The organism is Pseudomonas sp. NBRC 111139, from assembly GCF_001753955.1.
GTDB classification, from domain to species: domain Bacteria; phylum Pseudomonadota; class Gammaproteobacteria; order Pseudomonadales; family Pseudomonadaceae; genus Aquipseudomonas; species Aquipseudomonas alloputida.
On record NZ_BCBP01000016.1, the window covers coordinates 132,338 to 153,207 of the forward strand.

At 62.3% G+C, this 20,870-nt stretch carries 17 protein-coding genes; 8 read left to right on the top strand and 9 right to left on the bottom strand.

Annotated elements, in window-relative coordinates; translation table 11 throughout:
• Positions 1-129: 129 nt before the first annotated feature.
• Both BJQ17_RS02450 and hisN read right to left on the bottom strand, forming a co-directional pair.
• On the bottom strand, positions 130-861 hold the full coding sequence (locus tag BJQ17_RS02450) for a hypothetical protein (RefSeq protein WP_012052361.1): 732 nt from the start codon (positions 859-861) through the stop codon (positions 130-132).
• 186 nt (positions 862-1,047) lie between these two features.
• Positions 1,048-1,839 carry a histidinol-phosphatase gene (gene hisN, locus BJQ17_RS02455; protein ID WP_004374316.1) on the bottom strand — a complete coding sequence of 264 codons (792 nt, stop codon included), beginning with the start codon at positions 1,837-1,839 and terminating at the stop codon, positions 1,048-1,050.
• Positions 1,840-1,964: 125 nt separating this feature from the next.
• Here hisN and BJQ17_RS02460 point away from each other — a divergent pair, with 125 nt between their 5' ends.
• Together BJQ17_RS02460 and BJQ17_RS02465 are read left to right on the top strand one after the other, a co-directional pair.
• Positions 1,965-2,855: a universal stress protein gene (locus BJQ17_RS02460; RefSeq protein ID WP_004374313.1), complete on the top strand. Its 891-nt coding sequence runs from the start codon at positions 1,965-1,967 to the stop codon at positions 2,853-2,855.
• A gap of 255 nt (positions 2,856-3,110) precedes the next feature.
• Positions 3,111-5,246 (top strand): TonB-dependent siderophore receptor, encoded by a 2,136-nt coding sequence (locus tag BJQ17_RS02465; RefSeq protein ID WP_060537384.1) that lies wholly within the window; start codon positions 3,111-3,113, stop codon positions 5,244-5,246.
• A gap of 31 nt (positions 5,247-5,277) precedes the next feature.
• Here BJQ17_RS02465 and BJQ17_RS02470 read toward each other — a convergent pair whose 3' ends face one another.
• The 3 genes from BJQ17_RS02470 to BJQ17_RS02480 form a co-directional block, all read right to left on the bottom strand.
• Entirely contained in the window at positions 5,278-5,799 is a 522-nt protein-coding gene (locus BJQ17_RS02470; RefSeq protein ID WP_070095472.1) for an acyloxyacyl hydrolase, read from the bottom strand.
• 253 nt (positions 5,800-6,052) lie between these two features.
• Entirely contained in the window at positions 6,053-6,496 is a 444-nt protein-coding gene (locus BJQ17_RS02475; RefSeq protein ID WP_004374305.1) for a hypothetical protein, read from the bottom strand.
• Between the two features lie 126 nt (positions 6,497-6,622).
• Positions 6,623-7,489 carry a LysR family transcriptional regulator gene (locus tag BJQ17_RS02480; protein ID WP_004374302.1) on the bottom strand — a complete coding sequence of 289 codons (867 nt, stop codon included), beginning with the start codon at positions 7,487-7,489 and terminating at the stop codon, positions 6,623-6,625.
• Between the two features lie 107 nt (positions 7,490-7,596).
• On the opposite strand from BJQ17_RS02480, the gene BJQ17_RS02485 reads away from it, so the two are divergent.
• Entirely contained in the window at positions 7,597-8,982 is a 1,386-nt protein-coding gene (locus tag BJQ17_RS02485; RefSeq protein ID WP_004576278.1) for an aldehyde dehydrogenase family protein, read from the top strand.
• Positions 8,983-9,019: 37 nt separating this feature from the next.
• Here the strand turns inward: BJQ17_RS02485 and BJQ17_RS02490 are convergent, their stop codons facing one another.
• Positions 9,020-10,930 (bottom strand): AAA family ATPase, encoded by a 1,911-nt coding sequence (locus BJQ17_RS02490; protein ID WP_070095473.1) that lies wholly within the window; start codon positions 10,928-10,930, stop codon positions 9,020-9,022.
• A gap of 78 nt (positions 10,931-11,008) precedes the next feature.
• Positions 11,009-11,908, bottom strand: a complete 900-nt coding sequence (locus BJQ17_RS02495) for a helix-turn-helix domain-containing protein (protein ID WP_070095474.1) — start codon at positions 11,906-11,908, stop codon at positions 11,009-11,011.
• A 183-nt stretch (positions 11,909-12,091) separates the two neighbouring features.
• On the opposite strand from BJQ17_RS02495, the gene BJQ17_RS02500 reads away from it, so the two are divergent.
• The 4 genes from BJQ17_RS02500 (at position 12,092) to BJQ17_RS02515 (ending at position 16,747) form a co-directional block, all read left to right on the top strand.
• Positions 12,092-13,450, top strand: a complete 1,359-nt coding sequence (locus BJQ17_RS02500; protein ID WP_004374294.1) for a glutamine synthetase family protein — start codon at positions 12,092-12,094, stop codon at positions 13,448-13,450.
• Between the two features lie 81 nt (positions 13,451-13,531).
• Positions 13,532-14,620, top strand: a complete 1,089-nt coding sequence (locus BJQ17_RS02505; RefSeq protein WP_004374291.1) for a polyamine ABC transporter substrate-binding protein — start codon at positions 13,532-13,534, stop codon at positions 14,618-14,620.
• Positions 14,621-14,633: 13 nt separating this feature from the next.
• On the top strand, positions 14,634-15,929 hold the full coding sequence (locus BJQ17_RS02510; protein ID WP_004374290.1) for an FAD-binding oxidoreductase: 1,296 nt from the start codon (positions 14,634-14,636) through the stop codon (positions 15,927-15,929).
• Between the two features lie 140 nt (positions 15,930-16,069).
• Positions 16,070-16,747, top strand: a complete 678-nt coding sequence (locus tag BJQ17_RS02515; RefSeq protein ID WP_004374288.1) for a DUF3313 domain-containing protein — start codon at positions 16,070-16,072, stop codon at positions 16,745-16,747.
• A 69-nt stretch (positions 16,748-16,816) separates the two neighbouring features.
• Here BJQ17_RS02515 and BJQ17_RS02520 read toward each other — a convergent pair whose 3' ends face one another.
• Entirely contained in the window at positions 16,817-18,193 is a 1,377-nt protein-coding gene (locus BJQ17_RS02520; RefSeq protein ID WP_070095475.1) for an L-serine ammonia-lyase, read from the bottom strand.
• A 146-nt stretch (positions 18,194-18,339) separates the two neighbouring features.
• Between BJQ17_RS02520 and BJQ17_RS02525 the strand changes: the two genes are divergently transcribed.
• Positions 18,340-19,281 (top strand): LysR substrate-binding domain-containing protein, encoded by a 942-nt coding sequence (locus tag BJQ17_RS02525; protein WP_014859593.1) that lies wholly within the window; start codon positions 18,340-18,342, stop codon positions 19,279-19,281.
• Between the two features lie 33 nt (positions 19,282-19,314).
• Here BJQ17_RS02525 and BJQ17_RS02530 read toward each other — a convergent pair whose 3' ends face one another.
• The gene (locus BJQ17_RS02530; protein WP_070095476.1) at positions 19,315-20,736 is read right to left on the bottom strand and encodes an undecaprenyl-phosphate glucose phosphotransferase; all 1,422 of its coding nucleotides are present in this window, start codon (positions 20,734-20,736) and stop codon (positions 19,315-19,317) included.
• Between the last annotated feature and the right edge of the window lie 134 nt (positions 20,737-20,870).

The following is a 20,870-nucleotide window of genomic DNA, read 5'->3' on the forward strand; positions in this document are numbered from 1 at the left end:
CGATGGGATTGGCTGGGCGGATAGCGGACAGTTGCGCCGCCATGAGTGTTCGTTTATCGAACGCTATCTTCCGGTGCTCGCATGGCCTGCACATGGCGGCGGACCAAACGCTCCTGCAACGACCGTCATTCACTGCACCGGCAGGAAGTTCATCAGCAACAGGCTTTGCGCGTAATTCAAGCCTATGCGCCGATAGCGCTCATCCAGCAACTCGGCCAGCAAGTCCAGCCGCGCGACGATCTTGCCGAACTCAACGGCAAAACTCAGGTTGCTGCCCTCCTCCGAGATCTCGTTCGAGAACAGCAGCAACACCCCATTGGCATCTTGCCGCTGGCTGAGCATCCATGTTGCCTTCTCGATATTGCGTGCGGCGTTGTTGACGAACAGGGGGTCGATGGTATCGGTCATGTAGAACTCGGTACGCCCGCCATGTGCGGTGATCAGCATGCTGCCAATGGCGTAGATGAAGGCGCCGACCCGGTCCCCACGAAACTCCGGGCTCAGGGCGTAGCTCAATGCCGCCAGGTCACGGCGGTTGCCCAGTTGCGGCAGCGGCCGGCGCTGTTCGATGGCAATGCGGATCTGTCGCTCGGCAGTGGCGGCGTCAAGGTAACCAGACATCTTCCACTGGCTGGGGTTGCGCAGGTACAGCTTGTTCATCAGCAGGTACAGGCTTTGCAGGTTGTCGCGCATCGACAGCGTGGCCAGGCGGTCGACGCTGGTCTGGAACAGCTCGCTGGGTTTGCCGTTGCCGAGCTGGTTGACCATGTCACGGCCCTGCTGCTGCGTACAGGCGCACAGGCATGCGAGGGCACTTGTCAGAAGCAGGCGGGGGAGGAAATTCGGGTAGCTTGCAACCATCGGCACCGGGTCGATATTCGGCGGCTGCGCTGGGAGTCAGCGCGGCCTGGCCAAGCATAGAGCCCGAAAATGGGAAAAAGTGCGGTGGCTGGAGAGAATGCAAACCTGTGGCGGCCTCTTCGCGGGTGAACCCGCCCCCCCAAGAAGGGACTCGCCCGCGAAGAGGCCAGGGCCGACGAGCCCGGATCACATGGCGTGGCGCAGCATCTCCAGCACCTGCGCATGCAGCGCAGGGTCCCCACAGGCCACCACGCACCCGCCATCCTGCGCCGAACTGCCATCCCACGCCGTGATCACGCCACCCGCCCCTTCGATGATCGGCATCAGCGCCTGTACGTCATACGGCTGAAGGCTCGCTTCGACAATCACGTCGACAAAGCCCGAGGCCAGCATGCAGTAGGCATAGCAGTCACCGCCATAACGCATCAACCGCGCCTTGCCGGCGACCGCTTCGAATGCCGCCTTGCGCTCGGCGGTGTCGAACATGTCCGGCGTGGTGCACATCAGCGTGGCGGCAGACAGGTCAACGCAGGCACGCGTCTTCAGGGGCGTGCCACTGCGCCAGGCGCCTGCCGGGGTACCCACGAAACGTTCGCCGGTGAACGGCTGGTTCATCACCCCCAGCACCGGGCGGGTGCCGTCATTCAGGGCAATCAAGGTGCCCCACAGCGGCAAGCCAGTAATGAAGGCGCGGGTGCCATCGATCGGGTCCAGCACCCACGTCAACGGGCTGCTGCCCACTGCAACGCCGGCCTCTTCGCCAAGAATGCCGTGCTCGGGGTAACGTGCCTGGATCAACTCACGCATGGCGTCTTCAGCGGCCTTGTCGGCCACGGTCACCGGGTCGTACAGACGCCCGCCCTTGTCCTCGACATCCAGGCTGGCGCGGAAGTACGGCGCGATCGCTGCAGCGGCAGCATCGGCCAATTGCTCGGCAAAGGCGCGATACTCAACGATCTGTTCAGCACTCAGGGACATGGGACGGGCCTCGTGACAATGATGGGGCACGCATCATACCCGACACATCGCCCCGGTGTACGCTGCGGCAGTCTAGACTGAACATGATCAGGTTACCGGGGGGCTGCCACACGTGGAGGTGTGCGATGAGCCAGTTCAAACGTCTGTTCGTCATGCTCGGCCCGCAAATGCGTCATACGCCTGCGCTGCAACGCGCGGCGGCGTTGGCAGAGTCCAGCGGTGCCCTGCTGGATATCAATGTGTTCGTCGACGACGTCGACACCTTTGGCTTGATGAGCGATGGTCGTGAGCGTGAGCGGCTGCTCAGCGACAACCGCCAATGGCTGGCGGATGAGGCCGAACAGCTGAGCGATGCCGGCGTGGACGTGTCCACCGAGCTGTTGTTGACCCGCGACCCGCTGGGCAGCGTACTGGAACGGGTCGAACGGCTGGGCTGCGATCTGTTGGTCAAGGACGTACAGCACGAGCCCGTACTCAAACGCCTGCTGGTCACGCCGCTGGACTGGCAGTTGCTCAAGGACAGCCCGGTCGCCGTGCACCTGGTCAGCGACATTCGCCTGCCCCTGCCACGGCAGATCGCCGCCGCGGTGGACCTGAACAGCCACGGCGCTGGCGAACACCTGGACGAGCAGGTCATCCAGTGCGCCCACGACCTGGCCCTGCAGTGCAACGCCGAACTGCACCTGCTGCATGTGTGCGACGCGGCCAAGACCCACATCGCCGACTTCGGCGCCGGTACGGTCACCATGCCCGGCTTCGACAGCAGTGTGCGAACCGCGCAGCGGGCGGCGTTCAACCGCCTGGGCGACCATCACCAGATCCCGCTGGAGCGCCGGCACTTCCTCGAAGGGGCCGCGATCAGGGCCATTGCCCAGTTCGTCGGCCACAACCGGGTGGACGTGATCGTCATGGGCAGCCACCGGCATGACGCCATGCAGACATTCCTGGGCGGGACAACGGCGCATGTGCTGGAACACCCGCTGTGCAATGTGCTGGCGATCAAGGCTGTTCGCTGAGCTTCAGCAGCCTGCCCAGGGGGCAGGCAGGAATAACCTTGTACTGCGAAGAGGCACTTGCACCCACAGAGCAGCTTCTAACCTGTCGGCCCCTTCGCAGTGCCCTGCAGGCACGGTTGTCACTGACGCTTTATCTTCGCTGGTATCTGGTACACCAGTGCCACTCAAATTAATGCATTTGATAATGATTCGTAGTATGTTCGCGGCGTTTCCCGACCCAGCCCCTCAGCGCCCTATTCAAGGACCGTACTGTCGATGCGCCGCACGTTCGTCTCGCTTTGTGTGCTTCATGCTGTCTCCCCGCTGGCCTTTGCCGAGCCTGAACCGCTCAGCGACCCTAACCCGATCGAACTCCAGGCCCTGAGCATTACCAGTACTGCCGACGGTGAACGCGCCGACGGCCCGGTCGAAGGCTACAAGGCCACCCGCTCGGCCAGTGCCACCCGCACCGACACGGCGCTGCACGAAACCCCGCAATCGGTCAGCGTGGTGCCCAAGGATGTGCTGGTAGACACGGGCGCCACGCGCCTGCAGGACGGCCTGGACTACGCCGGGGGTGTCGGCCGCGCCAACAACTTCGGCGGCCAGGGCCTGACAACGTTCACCGTGCGTGGCTTCACGACCGGGGAGTTCTATCGCAACGGCTTTCCGATCAACCGCGGTTACCCCAATGCTCCGGATGCCAACACCGTCGAGCGCCTGGAGGTCATCCGTGGCCCGGCCAGCAGCCTGTACGGCCGTGGCGACCCCGGCGGTACGTTCAACGTGGTCAGCAAGCAGCCGTTGCCCGAGTCCAAGGTCACCCTTGGCAGCCAGTTCGACGACCAGGGCATGCACCGTGCCACCCTTGATGCCACCGGGCCGCTGAGCCAGGACGGCTCGCTGGCCTACCGCCTGAACGTACTGGGCGAAGGCGGCGACAGCTTCCGCGACGATGTCGAAAGCGAGCGCTACGATGTCGCTCCGGTCATCAGCTGGCAGGTCAATGACGCCACGAAGATCACCTTCGAAGGCGATTTCATGCGCAACAACCACCCCCTCGATCGCGGCCTGACCCGCTACCCCACCCAGACCGGCAGCGCCTCGCGCGATACCTATATCTGGGAAAAAGGCAGCGACAACCTGCTGCACAATGACAACAACATGGCCCAGGTGCGTTTCGAGCACCTGCTCAATGACAACTGGTCGCTGGGCGGTGGATTCCAGTACCTCGATGGCTCGCTCAAGGGTAATGCAGTCGAGGGGACCAATTTACTGCCAGACGGCCGCACCCTGCAGCGAAACTTCAACTACCGCAAGCTGGAATGGACCGACCGTGACTGGCAATTGAACCTGACTGGGCATTTCGATACCGGCACGCTCAGCCACACCCTGCTGACAGGCATCGAGTACGAAAACTATCACTACAGCTCCATCATCCGACGTTCCAGCGCGTCCTACCCGATCGACATCTACGACCCGGTACTCGGCCAACCGAGACCCGCGCTGGCTGCTCTCCCTGCGACCTGGGACAGTGAGAACCTGCAAACCTGGGCCTTCTTCATCCAGGATCAGGTGGCGCTGACCGAGCGTCTGAAGGCGTTGGCTGGTGTACGCTTCGAGCGCTTCGAGCACGATTACGACGATAAGCGACCTGCCAATCGGGACTTCAGCAAAGGCGAAAACGGCGTCACCCCGCGCTTTGGGCTGATCTATGACCTGACCGATACCTTGGCGGTGTACGCCAATACCGCACGTTCGTTCAAGCCCAATACTGGCGCGCCTGCCGGTGGCGGTAGCGGAGGTTTTGATCCAGAGAAAGGCAAGTCCTACGAGTTTGGTGTGAAATGGGAGTCACTCGACCGCCAGTTGAGTGTCGACGCGGCGATCTACCACATCGTCAAGGAAAACGTATTGACCAACGACCCAAGCGACCTTACTGGTACTTACAAGATCGCGGCCGGCGAGGTGCGCAGCCGTGGCCTGGACATCAACGTCGCCGGCAACCTCACCCCCGAATGGCGCATGATCGGTGGCTATGCCTACGTGGACGCCGAAGTCACCAAGGACACCACCCTGCCCAAGGGAACGCGCCTGGCCAATATCCCGCGCAGCACCTTTAGCCTGCTGAACACTTACGAGTTCCAGGATGGCCTGGTCAAAGGCCTTGGCCTGGGCGTAGGCGTTAAGTATGTAGACGACCGTGCCGGGCAGACATCGGCAGCCACCTACACGATGGAACGCTACAGCGTGGTCGACCTGTTGAGCTTCTACAAGGTCAACGAACACGTGCGGTTGAACCTGGACGTGAAAAACGTGTTCAACAAGGGGTATGACGAGGGGGCGTTCAACAGCTACGTATACCCCGGCGCACCGCGCACGGTGCAGGCCGGCGTTTCGTATACCTTCTGAATTGCCGGGGCCGCGCCGCGGCCCCGTCATGTCAGAACGCTGTGCTATAGAACAGCGAGTACGACTCTATGCCGTCGTTTGGCTGCTTTATACCGGCGTTGGAGTAGTGCATGGCACGGATGCCTACCTTCTGTTCTCCCGGCAACTTCAGGCCAAAGCCGATACGGTCTTCAAAGTTGACCGCCGACCCCAGTCGCTGGTCGCCCACGTCGGTCTTTGAAAACGCGGCCAGGCCAATACCTGCCTCGATGTAAGGCGTGTAGGTAAAGCCGCTGAACTCATACGTGAACACCGGGCTGAACGACAGCGAGTGCGCACCACTGGCATCGCCACCTTCCCAATAGGTGTAGGCCGCATCCCAGTAACCGCTCACATGGCCGGCGCTGCTTTCCAGCCATGTCTTGTCCCAGTCGAACGACAGGCCGATACGGTACGTCATGTCACCTTGGCCAGTGGCGCCCACGACGCCTGATATCTGCGCAGCCTGGACCAGATCGGCCCCGGCAAAGGCCAGCACTGCAACGGCCAGCGAAGCGGCTAGACGGGTTTTCATCAACGACTCTCCTGATGGTCTACACGGCAAGCGGGGGCTTGGGCCCCTCGATGTTTTGCGCTGACCGGTGCATCCAGACCGGTCATACGAAGTAATACTTTTCTGATTATTGTCCAGATAATCAGAAAGTTGGAAGTATATTGCCACTATTGGCTAAAACACTCGGTAAAGATGTGCTTGCCGGGCACAGGCTTTTGCGAGGCGTGACCTTACCCCTGGCAGGAGTACATCCGTACTCCTTCCTGTCTCTTCATCAACGCCAATTAAGGCTAACGGTCGTGGGGGCCTTGCCCGTGACGGCCGCCCACTGCTGCACCGCCTGACCTTGGGCATTGCCAATGACCTTGTATTTGCCGGGAGGCAGCTGCACATACAGCAGTGGCCCGGCATCGGCGACGCTGATCACGGGCTGGCCCTGGGCAGTCTGGATATCGACGGTGGCCCCGCTCTGGAACTTGCCTTCCGGGCCGGTCGAAAGCTCTACGTGCAGGTCATAACCCGTGGTCTTGCGCAGGGCATTGGCCTCGTCCTGGCCGATACCGCCCTGCAGGTAGCGCACGCCATTCTGCTCCTGCGGTTGCAACTGCACGGCCTGCATGTCGATGGGGGCATTGAGGTCGGCGGCGGCGGCCAGGGTCCATGGCAGGGCCAGGGTGATCAGTAAGGCTGCGCCGAGCGCATAGTGATGGTTACGCATGGTACGACCCTCCTTTCGAGGATGGCTTACCTAGCATTTGATCCTCCCAGCGAAGGGGTGTTCGTGCTGATGCCTGGTCATGGAGATGAAATTCACTTCAGATAATCAGGTTATCGAGTGAAAACATCAGCTTGCGCGGCCTTCTTCAAGCAACTTCACGAACATGCTCAAACTGCGCGAGACCGTCCCCCGTCGCCATACCAGCCAGGTTTTCAGATAGCGGAAGTCCTCCGACATTGGCCAGGCGCTGACGGTGCTGCACCCGGGCATATTGTCGAGCATGCTGCGCGGCAGCATGGCCAGGCCGGCACCCGCACTGACGCAGGCCAACATGCCGTGGTACGACTCCATTTCGTGGATCTTGCCCGGTACCGCCTGGTCCTGCACGAACCAGTTCTCGAAGTGATGGCGGTATGAACAGTTGGCGCGGAAGGCGTAGATGCTTTCACCGTTCACGTCCTGGGCGCGGGTCACCGGTGTATGGTTGAGCGGCGCAATGACCATCATCTCTTCCTCGAACACCGGTATGCCCTCCAGCGTCGGGTGCAGCACCGGGCCGTCGACGAACGCGGCCACCAGGCGGCCAGACAGCACGCCTTCGAGCATGGTCCCGGAGGGCCCGGTGGACAGGTCAAGGTCAACCTTGGGGTAGCGTTGGTTGTAGGCGGCCAGCAGCGCCGGGATGCGCACCGCCGCCGTGCTTTCCAGCGATCCGAGGGCAAAGGTGCCCTGCGGGTCTTCACCCGCCACGGTCAGCCGCGCCTCATGGACCAGGTCGAGGATGCGCCGGGTGTATTCGAGGAAGTTCCAACCCGCAGGCGACAGGCGCAGGCGGCTCTTCTCCCGAATGAACAGTTCTACACCCAAGTCCTCCTCCAGTTGCTTGATGCGCGTGGTCAGGTTCGACGGCACCCGATGGATGTGCTGCGCGGCGGCGCTGATGCTGCCCTGCTCTGCCACGGCCTTGAAGATCTCCAGTTGCACCAGGTCCACAGGCATTCTCCAAACGTGAATGTTTCGCTCATTATTATTCAGTTTTCATTAAAGCCATAGCCCACTAGTCTGGCCTCATTGATTAACAACAACGAGAGTGTCCCGCCATGAGCGCGATCAGCAGCCTGACCCACGCCATCTCCCTCGACCCGTACAGCGGCGAGCAGATTGGCGCCTACCCGTTCGACACCGACGCCGCACTGGAAGCGGCGCTGCAACGTGCCAAGGTTGGCTATCGCCAGTGGCGCCAGGTGTCGCTGGGTCAGCGCAGCGAGTACCTGCTGGCCCTGGCCGGTACCCTCGAAGCCAAGGCTGAAGCTTTCGCGCACATGATCAGCCGTGAAATTGGCAAGCCGATCGCCCAGGCCCGTGGTGAAGTCGCCAAATGCGTTGGCCTGTGCCGCTGGTACGCCGAGCACGGCCCGGCCATGCTCGCCGCCGAGCCGACCCAGGTCGAAAAAGCCCGTATCGAATACCGCCCGCTGGGCCCGATCCTGGCCGTGATGCCGTGGAACTTCCCGGTCTGGCAGGTGCTGCGCGGCGCCGTGCCGGCGATTCTGGCGGGTAACACCTACGTGCTCAAGCACGCACCGAACGTAATGGGCAGCGCCTACCTGATGGGTGAGCTGTTCAAGGATGCCGGCCTGCCGGAAGGCGTGTTCGAAGTGTTGAACGTGACCCCGGATGGCGTCACCCGCGCCATCAACGATCCGCGCATCGCCGCCGTGACCCTGACCGGCAGCGTGCGTGCCGGCATGGCGATTGGTGCACAGGCCGGTGCCGCGCTGAAGAAGTGCGTGTTGGAGCTGGGTGGCTCCGATCCCTTCATCGTGCTGGCCGATGCCGACCTGGATGCTGCCGTCCAGGCCGCGGTGATAGGCCGCTACCAGAACACCGGCCAGGTGTGTGCCGCCGCCAAGCGCCTGATCGTGGAAGCCAGCATCGTCGATGCGTTCACCCACAAGTTCGTTGAAGCCACTCGCCAGTTGAAAGTCGGCAACCCGCTGGAGGACGACACCTATATCGGCCCGATGGCCCGCTATGACCTGCGCGACGAGTTGGACGGCCAGGTTCAGGCGACGTTGGCCGAAGGCGCCACGTTGCTGCTGGGCGGCAACAAGGTCGAAGGCGTGGCCAACTTCTACGCGCCGACGGTGTTCGCCAATGTCACCCCGGACATGACCGCGTTCAAGCAGGAGCTGTTCGGCCCGGTAGCGGCGATCATCACTGCACGCGATGCCGACCATGCCGTGGAACTGGCCAACGACAGCGAGTTTGGCCTGGCCTCGACCATCTACACAGCCGACTATGCGCTGGCCGAACGCATGACCGCCGCACTGGATACCGGCGGCGTGTTCATCAACGGCTACTGCGCTTCCGACCCCCGCGTGGCGTTTGGTGGCGTGAAGAAGAGTGGTTTCGGCCGTGAGCTGTCGCACTTTGGTGTGCGCGAGTTCACCAATGCCCAGACCGTGTGGCTGGACCGTAACTGATTCATGACCCTGGGGCTGCTTTGCAGCCCCAGCTGCGTCAATCCCGAACCTGGTCCTTGACCCAGTCCAGCATCCCCCCCGGCACGATCAGTTCATGCCGCGCCCGCGAACAGGCGGTATATAACCCCGCCAGCATACGCGCCCGCTCATTGCGGTTACCCGCCACCTGTGGCGCCACCATCAGCTCCGGCGACACCATCACCCGGGCAAACTCCATGTTCTTCACATCCCGTACTCGCCCCAGGAACAGCTTCGGCGCCTTGTCCCAGCGGTAACGGCTCTTGGCCTTGGCAAAGTGCTCCGGCGTGTAGCCCTTGCGCAGCATATTGGCCACGGCGACGAACGCTTTGTCATCGCCCTTGTCCTGTTCCAGCGCCTGCCAGCTGGCATAGCGGAACAGCATCGGGTGGCGCGGCCGGGTGCCGTAGCGGTACAGCTCGATGCAGTCCTCGACGAACAGTTCAAAGTCCTTGCGAGCGCTTTTCAGCAACAAGAACGGCACCCCCTGATGCGTCAGGCGCTGGAACCAGCCAAACAGGCCCCATTCATCATCGACGATAAGCGCCGTGGGCTGTTCCGGCACCATCACCGTATCGAAGAAACTGACCCGGGTGTAGTGCTCGGCGTTGCCACTGAAGGCTGCCTGGATCGTGGCCGGGTGCGCCTGGATCAGCGGGTTGAGCACGTTGTCCATTGCCGGCCCGGCGCGCAGTGAATGGTCGATGCAGCGTTGCCGGATGAAGCTGCCATGGTGCGGGCTGAGGCCGTTGAGGTTCTGCAGTTCGTCACCCAGGGTAATGATCGACTGCGGACTGCGATCGAGTACCGCCAGCATCGGTGCCGACAGCTCGTGGGCCTCGTCGACGATGACATGGGTGTAACGGCTGTCGATCACATGCTCGGTCAGCGACAGCAGCTTGACCCGGTGGTAGTCACGCACCGGTAGCTGAATGTCCCGCGCCGACGGGCGAATCAGCTCTTGCCAGTACAGACGCGCCTTTTCCAGCAGCACCTCCTGATCCAGCGGCGAGGTGCCAGGCCCGGCCCAGGGCAAGTGATGCAGCTGAAGCTGGGTATCGGCACTGTGGCAGAACGTGCGCACGGCGCGGATGCACAAGGCAACCACGTCACGCGCTGCGAGCGGGCCGATATCAGGGATGGCCAGCCAGCGCACCACTTGCGCTTCCTGGGGGCGCCAGGACAGCTTGGTGCGGTATGGATCGCGCAATCGCCAGCCGTTGCTGGTGAGGTCACGGTTGAGCAGCTCGTCAGCCAATTGGCCGAAGGTCAGCGCGGTATAGGCGGCAGCGTCCTTGACCCGCGCCTGCAGCGCGCGCAACTGCCCTTCGGTCATGGCCAGCAGCAAGGTGCGCTGTGGCTCCAGCAGCCGGGCGAACTGGTGAATCAGGAAGGTCTTGCCGGTGCCGGCGAAACCTTGCACAGCCACCGACTCGTCGACGCCACTGAGGAATTCACGCAGCAGGCGGTTCTGCTGGTCGCTGAGCATCAAATCACTGGCCAGCGACGGCAGGTACACTGGGTGCAGCGGCGTGGCCCGTTGGCGGTAGCGGTCGGCGAACTGGAAGTTCCACTGGCCTTCGTCGTCCAGCCATTCGTCCGCCTGGTACTCCACTTCGGCCGACAGCAGTGCAATGCCATTTTCGCCCAGCATGCCCAGGCCCATGGCGAACGCTTCGCGATCGAATTGCTGCGCTACCTGGGCCTGGAAGCGCCCGGGGGCGACACCTTCGACTTCGTTTGCGATGCGCACGATTTCGGCGAAACGACGCTCCTGCGCGTCGGCCGACGCGGTGGCAGGCTGGCGTGGCAGGTTTTGCACGAACAGCACGGCAGCGGCATCGAGCACACTGGCGGTGGTGAAGAACTCGGTTACGGCGGCGCTGGCGAGGCGGTCAGCCTGGTCGCTGGGCAAAGGCAGGTAGAACATCGGCACCTCGGGTGAAATCAGGGCGGCACGATAGCAACTTTCGGCACGAGATGCTGGGTTCAGTTTTGGCGTGCCCCCTCAACCCCTGCCCCGCCTCAACGTCTCGCTCGGAAACTCCTTGAACAACTGCCGGTAACTCTCTGAAAATCTTCCCAAATGCCAGAACGACCAACGCATCGCCACCTCGGCGACAGTCACCCCTCCTCCCCGCAAAAGATCGCGCCGCGCGCCGTTCAACCGGCGCAGCCGCAACCAGTGCGCAGGCGGCATGCCGGTGAATGCTTTGAACGCCTGCTGCAACTGACGCAATGAAACCCCGGCAACCTCCGCCAGCCCCACCAGGTTCAGCGTTTCTTCCGGGCAGTCGGCCGCCCATTCGCTGACCCGGTGCATGATCGCCCTTTCCTCGTCCCGCCGCCCCAGGGCCACGCCCTGTAAACGCTGGCTGGCGTTGTCAAGAATGAACAGGCAGTCCTCCAGCAACTGCTCAGCCAGGGCCTGCCCCTGCAACGGGCAACCCTCCTCGCCCAGCCGGGTCAAGGTGGCGCTGAGCCAGCTGCCGAACAGCGCATTCTGGCCGCTGCCCAGTGGCACCATGAACAACCCTTCCAGACGCTGCGGGTCTAGCCCATGGCGGGCCAGGAAGGCCTGGTCGAACACGACCGCCACTTCGTGGTAGTTCTCCGGTGTGATCCAGATATTGCGACTTTGTTCGTTCAGCAGGTACAGGCTGTTCTCGCTGCGGTCGAAGCAAAACGCCAGCGAGCCGCTTGGCGCGCGGAAAAACTGCTCCACCCGGGTGTTCAGGCGCTCTTCGTACACCTCCACACCCTCCAGCCCCAGACAACGCAGCTCACCGCTGAAGTACCCGGGCGACATTTGCCGGTACTGCTGCTGCCAGCCAGGGGTGGCGCGCACTTGCTCGGTGACGTCAGTGGTGTGGAAAGCCTGGACCTTCAACGCATTGGCGGTTGTCACACATCGTCCTGTATGCACTCTTTTGGTGCATTCGATACTGAAGAAAGTGGATAGATTGCCCCGGGGGGCTGCGACCAAGATAGTCTGCAGCGCGTCACCTGGGAAGCGTAACGCCTTCGCAACTGTTCAACGGTTTTCGCAAGCGCCTACGCTCCCCCACTAAAACCCAACCAAGAGGTCTGTATGAACGCCCCCTTCGATCAGCTGTCCACCTGGCTGAAAGAACACCGGATCACCGAAGTCGAATGCGTGATCAGCGACTTGACCGGCATCGCCCGCGGCAAGATTGCGCCCACCGCCAAGTTCCTCCATGAGCGAGGCATGCGCCTGCCAGAAAGCGTGCTGCTGCAGACGGTCACCGGCGACTACGTCGACGATGACATCTATTACAACCTGCTCGACGCCGCCGACATCGACATGGTCTGCCGCCCCGATCCCACCGCCGTTTACCAGATCCCGTGGGCGATCGAGCCAACCGCGATCGTGATCCACGACACCTTCGACAAGCAAGGCAACCCTATCGAGCTTTCGCCACGCAACGTGCTGAAGAAGGTGCTCAAGCTGTACGCCGACAAGGGCTGGCAGCCGATCGTCGCGCCCGAGATGGAGTTCTACCTGACCAAGCGCTGCGAAGACCCGGATTTGCCACTGCAGGTACCACTGGGGCGTTCCGGCCGTGCTGAAAGTGGCCGTCAGTCGTTCTCGATCGACGCCGCCAACGAATTCGACCCCCTGTTCGAGGACGTCTACGACTGGTGCGAGATCCAGGGCCTGGACCTGGATACGCTGATCCACGAAGACGGCCCGGCGCAGATGGAAATCAACTTCCGTCACGGCGACGCGCTGGACCTGGCCGACCAGATCACCGTGTTCAAGCGCACCATGCGCGAGGCCGCGCTCAAGCACAACGTGGCCGCCACGTTCATGGCCAAGCCGATCACCGATGAACCAGGCAGTGCCATGCACCTGCACCAGAGCGTGGTCGACATCGCCACTGGCAAACCGATCTTCGCCAACGAAGACGGCAGCATGAGCCCGCTGTTTCTGCATCACATCGGCGGCTTGCAGAAGTACATCCCCAAGCTGCTGCCGATGTTCGCGCCCAACGTCAACTCGTTCCGCCGCTTCCTGCCGGATACCTCGGCACCGGTCAACGTCGAGTGGGGCGAAGAAAACCGCACGGCCGGCCTGCGTGTGCCCACGTCCAGCCCTGAGGCGATGCGGGTGGAAAACCGTCTGCCGGGCGCCGATGCCAACCCTTACCTGGCCATCGCTGCCAGCCTGCTGTGCGGCTACCTGGGCATGGTCGAGCAGATCGACCCTAGCGCACCGGTGCAGGGCCGCGCCTATGAGCGACGCAACCTGCGCCTGCCGATCACCATCGAGGATGCGCTGCAGCACATGGAAGACTGCGAAACCGTGCAGCAGTACCTGGGCAAGCAGTTCGTCCAGGGCTACGTGGCGGTCAAACGCGCCGAGCACGAGAACTACAAGCGCGTCATCAGCTCATGGGAGCGTGAATTCCTGATGCTGAGTGTCTGATCCACCGCGAGGGGTGCTTTGCACCCCATGCACAGGCAAGCCTGCTCTGAACTCCAAGAACAAGACCAACGAGGTGTTCCCATGCGTCATCTGCAAGCCCTGATCCCCGCTGCATTCACCCTGCTGTTCGCCACCACCACCCAGGCCGCGCCCACGGTCAGTGTGTACAACTGGACCGACTACATCGGTGACACCACCCTGGCCGACTTCCAGGCCAGCAGCGGAATCAAGGTGGTCTATGACGTGTTCGACTCCAACGAAACCCTTGAAGGCAAGCTGTTGGCCGGGCGCACGGGTTATGACGTGGTGGTACCGTCCAACCACTTCCTCGCCCGCCAGGCCCAGGCCGGCGCCTTCCTGCCGCTGGACCGCAGCAAGCTGCCGAACTGGCAGCACCTGGACCCCAAACTGCTCAAGCAACTTGAACAGAACGACCCCGGCAACCAGTACGCCGTGCCTTACCTGTGGGGCACCAATGGCATCGGCTACAACGTCGACAAGGTCAAGGCGGCACTGGGTGTGGACCATATCGACTCATGGGCGGTGCTGTTCGAGCCCGAGAACCTGAAAAAGCTCAAGCAGTGCGGCGTGGCATTCATGGACTCGCCCGATGAACTGTTCCCGGCCGTGCTCAACTACCTGGGCATGGACCCGCGCAGCGAAAAACCGGGCGACTACGCCAAGGCCGAGGCCCGCCTGCTCGAACTGCGCCCCTATATCACCTACTTCCACTCCTCCAAGTACGTCTCTGACCTTGCGAACGGCGATGTCTGCGTAGCGTTCGGCTACTCCGGCGACGTGTTCCAGGCCGCCAACCGCGCCGTAGAGGCGAAAAACGGCGTGAAGGTTGCCTACAGCATTCCCAAGGAAGGCAGCAACCTGTGGTTCGACCTGCTGGCCATCCCCAAGGACGCCAACAACCCCGAGCAGGCCCTGGCGTTCATCAACTACCTGCTCGACCCCAAAGTGATCGCCAAGGTCAGCGCCACGGTCGGCTATGCCAACGCCAACCCGGACGCCAAGGCCTACATGGATGCATCGCTGGTGAACAACCCCGAGATCTACCCACCCCAGGAGGTGCTGGACAAGCTGTACATCTCCAGCACCCCGAGCCCAAAAATCATGCGCGTCATGACCCGCTCCTGGAGCAAGATCAAGTCCAACCGCTGAGTCGAGAACGCTCATGTCTTTCAATACCCAACACACCGCCTCGTACTACGCCGCCACCGCGCGCGACGCGGCACCCTACCCCAGCCTGGACAGTGAACTGACGGCCGACGTATGCGTGATCGGCGGCGGACTGACTGGGGTCAATACAGCCCTGGAGCTGGCCGAGCGCGGCCTCTCGGTGGTACTGCTGGAAGCCCGACGCATCGGCTGGGGCGCCAGTGGGCGCAATGGCGGCCAGCTGATTCGCGGTATCGGCCATGATGTCAGCGGCTTTGCCCGGCATGTCGGCCAGGACGGTGTGCGCTACCTGAAGCAGGCCGGCATCGACTCAGTGGAACTGGTGGCCGAGCGCATCGCCCGCTACGGCATTGCCTGCGACCTGCGCTGGGGCTTCTGCGAACTGGCCAACACCACGGCGCAGTTCGCGGCCTTCAAGGAGGAACAGGACGACCTGGCCGCCCTGGGCTATCGCCATGAAATACGCCTGGTCAGCGCCGGGCAGTTGAACGAGATCGTCGCCAGCGACCAGTACGCTGGCGGCCTGGTCGACATGGGCTCGGGCCACCTGCACCCACTTGACCTGGTCCAGGGCGAAGCCCGTGCGGCCCACAGCCTGGGCGTGCGCATTTTCGAGCAAAGCCCGGTGCTGCGTATTGAGCACGGGCCCAGGTTGACGCTGCACACGGCGCGCGGCAAGGTGCGCGCAAGCAGCCTGGTGCTGGGCTGCAATGCGCACCTCGATGAACTGGAACCGCGCCTGAGCGGCAAGGTACTGCCGGCCGGCAGCTATGTGGTGGCCACCGAACCCTTGCCCGAAGCGCTGGCCAGCAGCCTGATCCCGCAGAACATGGCGCTGTGCGACCAGAAGGTCGGCCTGGACTACTACCGCCTCACCGCAGACCGCCGCTTGCTGTTCGGTGGCGCCTGCCACTATTCCGGGCGCGACCCTAAAGACATCGGCGCGTACATGCGGCCGAAGGTATTGAAGGTGTTCCCGCAACTGGCCAACGTGCGTATCGACTACCAGTGGGGTGGCATGATTGGTATCACCGCCAACCGTTTCCCCCAGGTCGGGCGCCTGAACCAGCACCCCAACGTGTATTACGCCCAGGGCTATTCAGGCCACGGGCTGAACGTGACGCACTGGACGGCGAAACTGCTGGCCGAAAGCATCGCCCTCGGCCACAGCCACGGCCTGGATGTGTTCAGCGCCGTGCCGCACCTGACCTTCCCCGGCGGCAAGGCCCTGCGCTCACCCCTGCTGGCACTGGGCATGTTGTGGTACCGCTTGCGTGAGGCCCTGGGTTGAGTGGGCCACAACGTTTGCAGCGCCCCTCAGGGCGAGCCACGCACTGTGTTCTTTTCAAAGAGGATTGCCCCGTCCACTGGCCAACTGCCTCGCACCTGCTAGCGTTGTTGAGGCCGACCTCTCACGGATGCCTTTTCATCATGAAATCATTGCCTCGCATTACCCTGTTGTGCGCCGCGCTGCTTGCCGTGGCCGCCTGCTCCAGCAACCGCGTGGACCCCAAGGATTACTCCGGCTTCCTCAAAGACTACAGCCGGCTGCAAGAGGCCAAGAGCCCGTCGGGTGACCCGGTCATGCGCTGGATCGACCCCAAGGTCAATATCAATCAATACAGCCAGGTATTCGTCGAGCCAAGCCAGTTCTACCCCAAGCCGCAGCCCACAGCGGTTATCTCGCAGCAGACGCTGCAGGAAATCACCCGCTACTTCAACGAGGCCCTGCGCCGCGAAATGGGCAGCGTGATGCCGTTGGCCAAGGGGCCTGGTCCGGGCGTGATCGTGGTACGCCCGGCGATCACGGCAGTGTCCACCAGTAACGAGGGCCTCAAGCCTTACGAGGTGATCCCTATCGCGCTTATCGCGGCGGGAGTGAATACCGCCATGGGTGGACGTGACCAGGACGTGGATGTCGGTGTGGAGGCAGCGTTCCTGGACGGCGCCAGCCAGAAGGTACTGGCCCAGGTGGTCCGCAAGGGCGCGGGCCAGGAACTGGAGAACGATACCCAGAAGCTGACCTTGAATGACGTCAAGCCGGTGCTCGATGGCTGGGCCAAAGACATGCGTGCGAGCTTCCTGGCAGCCAAGCAGAAAGGCCGCTGAGTCCGTCGCAACCGGGTTCAGGAGCGGCCCATCGTGACACAAGGCCGCTCCAGTTGACCGCGTTAAAACTCAGCACTCGACAAAAGCGACCGCCAAACCGCCGCGCGAGGTTTCCTTGTAATTGGCATGCATGTCCGCCCCGGTATCACGCATGGTGCGGATCACCCGGTCGAGCGAGATGAAGTGCTCGCCATCCCCCCGCAGCGCCATCTGCACAGCGTTGATCGCCTTGACCGCAGCAATCGCATTGCGCTCGATGCACGGCACCTGCACCAGGCCGCCCACCGGGTCGCAGGTCAGCCCAAGGTTGTGCTCCAGGGCAATTTCGGCGGCGTTTTCAAGCTGGGGCGGCGTAGCACCCAGTACCTGCGCCAAGCCGGCAGCAGCCATCGAACAGGCTGAGCCCACCTCCCCCTGACAACCCACCTCGGCACCGGAAATCGAGGCGTTCTTTTTGCACAGGATGCCAACCGCCGCTGCGCCAAGCAGGAAGTCCACCACATCAGCATCGCAGGCACCGGGGTTGAACTTCATGTAATAGTGCAGCACCGCCGGGATAATGCCGGCTGCCCCGTTGGTGGGCGCGGTAACCATACGCCCACCGGCGGCATTCTCTTCATTGACCGCCAAGGCGAACAGGTTGACCCACTCCATGGCGCCAAGGGTCGAGCCGATCACGTTGGGCTTGCCCAACTCCTGCAGGCTGCGATGCAACCGCGCGGCGCGGCGCTTGACGTGCAAGCCGCCCGGCAGGACGCCCTCGTTGCGCAGGCCGTTCGCCACGCACTCACGCATGGCTGCCCAGATGCGCAGCAAGCCCTCGCGCACCTCGGCCTCCGGGCGCCAGGCGCACTCGTTGGCCATCATCAGTTGCGCCACGCTCAGGTTGTGGGCCTTGCACAAAGCCAGCAGTTGGGCACCACTGTCGAATTCATAAGGCAGCATCACGGCATTCGTGTCGCTTGCCGGCGCATCGATTTCGGCTTGCTCGACGATGAAGCCGCCGCCCACCGAAAAATAGGTCTGGCTCAACAGGCTGTGCTGCCCGTCCATGGCTTCCAGGCTCATGGCATTGGGGTGATAAGGCAGGCTCTCGTCGAGCAGCAGCATGTCACGGCCATAGTCGAAGGCCAGCGGATGGCTACCGTCGAGCATCAGGCAGTGCTCTTGCAGGACCTGTCCGATGCGCGACTCGATCGTGGACGGGTCGATACGGTCCGGCCACTGGCCCATCAAGCCTAGCAGGCACGCGCGGTCGGTGGCATGGCCAACCCCGGTAGCCGACAGCGAGCCATACAGCCGCACTTGCACGCGCGTTACCCGCGCCAGCACCCCCTGCTCACGCAAGGCCTGGGCAAAGGTAGCCGCCGCCCGCATCGGGCCCACGGTATGGGAACTGGACGGCCCGATGCCAATTTTGAAAAGGTCGAAAACACTGATAGCCATGCTAATGCCTGACCCTACCCTGATATGCATCCAGGGTACGGTTGTCTGAAGAAATTGAGCGTTATTGCGAACTTGCGCGATACTGCCGCGCTGGCTCACGGATGACCAACGAAACCTCCTAAGCAAGCCTTTAGTGGTACTAAACGATGCGACGACAACTCAATGGTCAGATGTTCGTCTGGCTGCATGTATTTGCCTGCGCAGCCCGGCACTTGTCCTTCACCCGCTGCGCCGAAGAGCTGCACATCACCCCGGGCGCGGTCAGCCAGCAGATGCGCCAACTGGAAGAGCGCCTGGGCTACCGGCTGTTCCTGCGCCGGGCGCGCGGCGTGGAGCTGAGCGCCGAGGGGCAACGGCTGGCCCAGACGGTGGCCGAGGCCTACGGCAGTATCGAAGCCGAGCTGCTGCGGCTGGACGCGGGGGAAATCCGCGGCACATTGCGTGTGCGTTCGATCCCCTCGTTCCTGGCCAAATGGCTCACGCCGCGCTTGCCGCGTTTTCAACAGCGCTACCCGGACATCGAACTGCGCCTGGTCGCCGAAGACAGCGCCCAGGCGCTGACCCCGGGTGACTTCGACCTGGCCATCGACCTGAACGATGGTAGCTACCCAGGCATGCTCTCGACGCCGCTGCTGGACGAGCAGATCTTCCCGGTGTGCTCACCTGGCCTGCTGCGCGGGCGCCCGCCGCTGCACGGCCCCGCTGACCTGGCGCACTACCCGCTGCTGCATGACATCACCGCCTGGCGTGGCAGTTCGGAATATGCCGAGTGGGAGTTCTACCTGGAAGGCATCGGCGCCGCCGGCCTGGATGTGCGGCGCGGGCACACTTTCAACCGCAACCACCTGACCATCGAGGCGGCGATTGCCGGTATCGGCGTGGCGATTGCACGACGCACGCTGCTCAATGACGAACTGGAGCGCGGCGCACTGATCGTGCCGTTTGGTGTACCGATCGCCAACCACAAGCGTTATGTGGTGCATTACCCGCCAGGCGGCTTGAACCAGCCAGGTGCGCGGGCGGTGCACGACTGGCTGGTGGAAGAAGCGCGGGGGTTCAGGGCGTTGCATCCGTTGAACAAGGAATAGCCACTTGGGCGCGCTTGAGCAGGAGCGCTTCGCTCAATAAGCCTGCTTACCGGTGAAGGCATTGAGCGTGCGCACCAGGATCACGAAGTCCAGCCACAACGACCAGTTGTTGATGTACTCGATGTCCGAGTCGACTCGCTGGATCATTTGCTCGATATCCTTGGTCTCCCCCCTGAACCCGCGCACCTGCGCCAAACCTGTCATGCCGGGCTTGATATTGTGGCGGGCAAAGTAGTCAACGATATCCTGCGAATACAAGGTGTCATGTTGCAAGGCATGCGGCCGCGGCCCTACCAGGGACATTTCCCCGGTCAGCACATTGAACAATTGTGGCAGTTCATCAAGGCTTGTACGCCGGATAAAGGCGCCGACCCGGGTCAACCGTGGGTCATTCTTCTGCGCCTGCTTGACCACACCTGCTTCCGGTTGGTGAACATGCATGCTGCGAAACTTCCAGATACGGAACGATTCTCCTGTCCAGCCGGTACGTTCCTGGCGGAAGAACACCGGCCCGCGGCTGTCGATCTTGATGGCCAGCGCAATAGCCAGCAATACGGGTGATGCAAACAGCAAAATCAACGCGGCCAGCACCCGGTCCTCAAGGTTTTTCAAGAACAGGCTCATGCCCGTCAAGGGTGTCTCCGACAAGGTCAGCACCGGAATGCCGGCAATTTCCCGCACGCTGTGGTTGATCAGGCGCAACGAAAAGATATCCGGCACCCAGTTCACCGCAATGCACTTGTCGAGCAACTTGAAGTAAACGTCGTTGATGACCTCGGAGCCACCCAGTGGCGTCACCAGGTACACCGTACGAATACCGTGTTGGGCCACCAGCTCGTCGAGGTCGCCAATATGCCCCAGCACTGGCAGGCGCTGCTTGCCCTCGGCACTCTCCAACCCCTGCCCATCGCCTTTGTCGAGCAGCACGCAGCCCAGCACTCGTTCGCCAAACCACGGGTTGTTGCTGATTTTCTGATACAGGAAGTTGGCCAGGTCACCGTTGCCGATGATCAGGGCATTGTCCAGGCGTGCATGCGCACTAAAGCGCTTTTGCAGTTCGCGCACGGCAAAATGCAAAAATAGCTGGGCGACATAACCAATGACGAACAGTTGCACCACCAATAGCCGTGAATAGGTTTCGCTCTGTTTGGTCAGGAACGCCATGACGACCAGGAAGCAAAACGTTGCCGACCAGGCCTTGAACAGGCGGAACGCCTTGATCGAAAGCCCGACGTTGGTGCGGTAGATGGCGTAATGATCATAAATGACTGCCAGTGCGCCAATCAGCAACAGCAGCATGATCACGTAATCGGATGTGATATAGCCGAACTGGTCGTAGATCAGGTACCAGGCAATACCGGTGACGGCAATACCATCGAGGCCGGCCTGAATGGCGTTACTGACACTGCTTCTTCTCTGGAGTAAGGAACGACTGCTTCTGGGTTCGAAAACCATTTCAGACCTCATCAAAATGAGCGTAGCAAGTGCCTTCCATCAAACAGCAAGTCTTGAAAACAGGTTACGCAAAACCCGTGCAGCAGGCGCGTGGCGCCCTCAAGCGATTGATATCACTGTAGCAGCCACCCGCT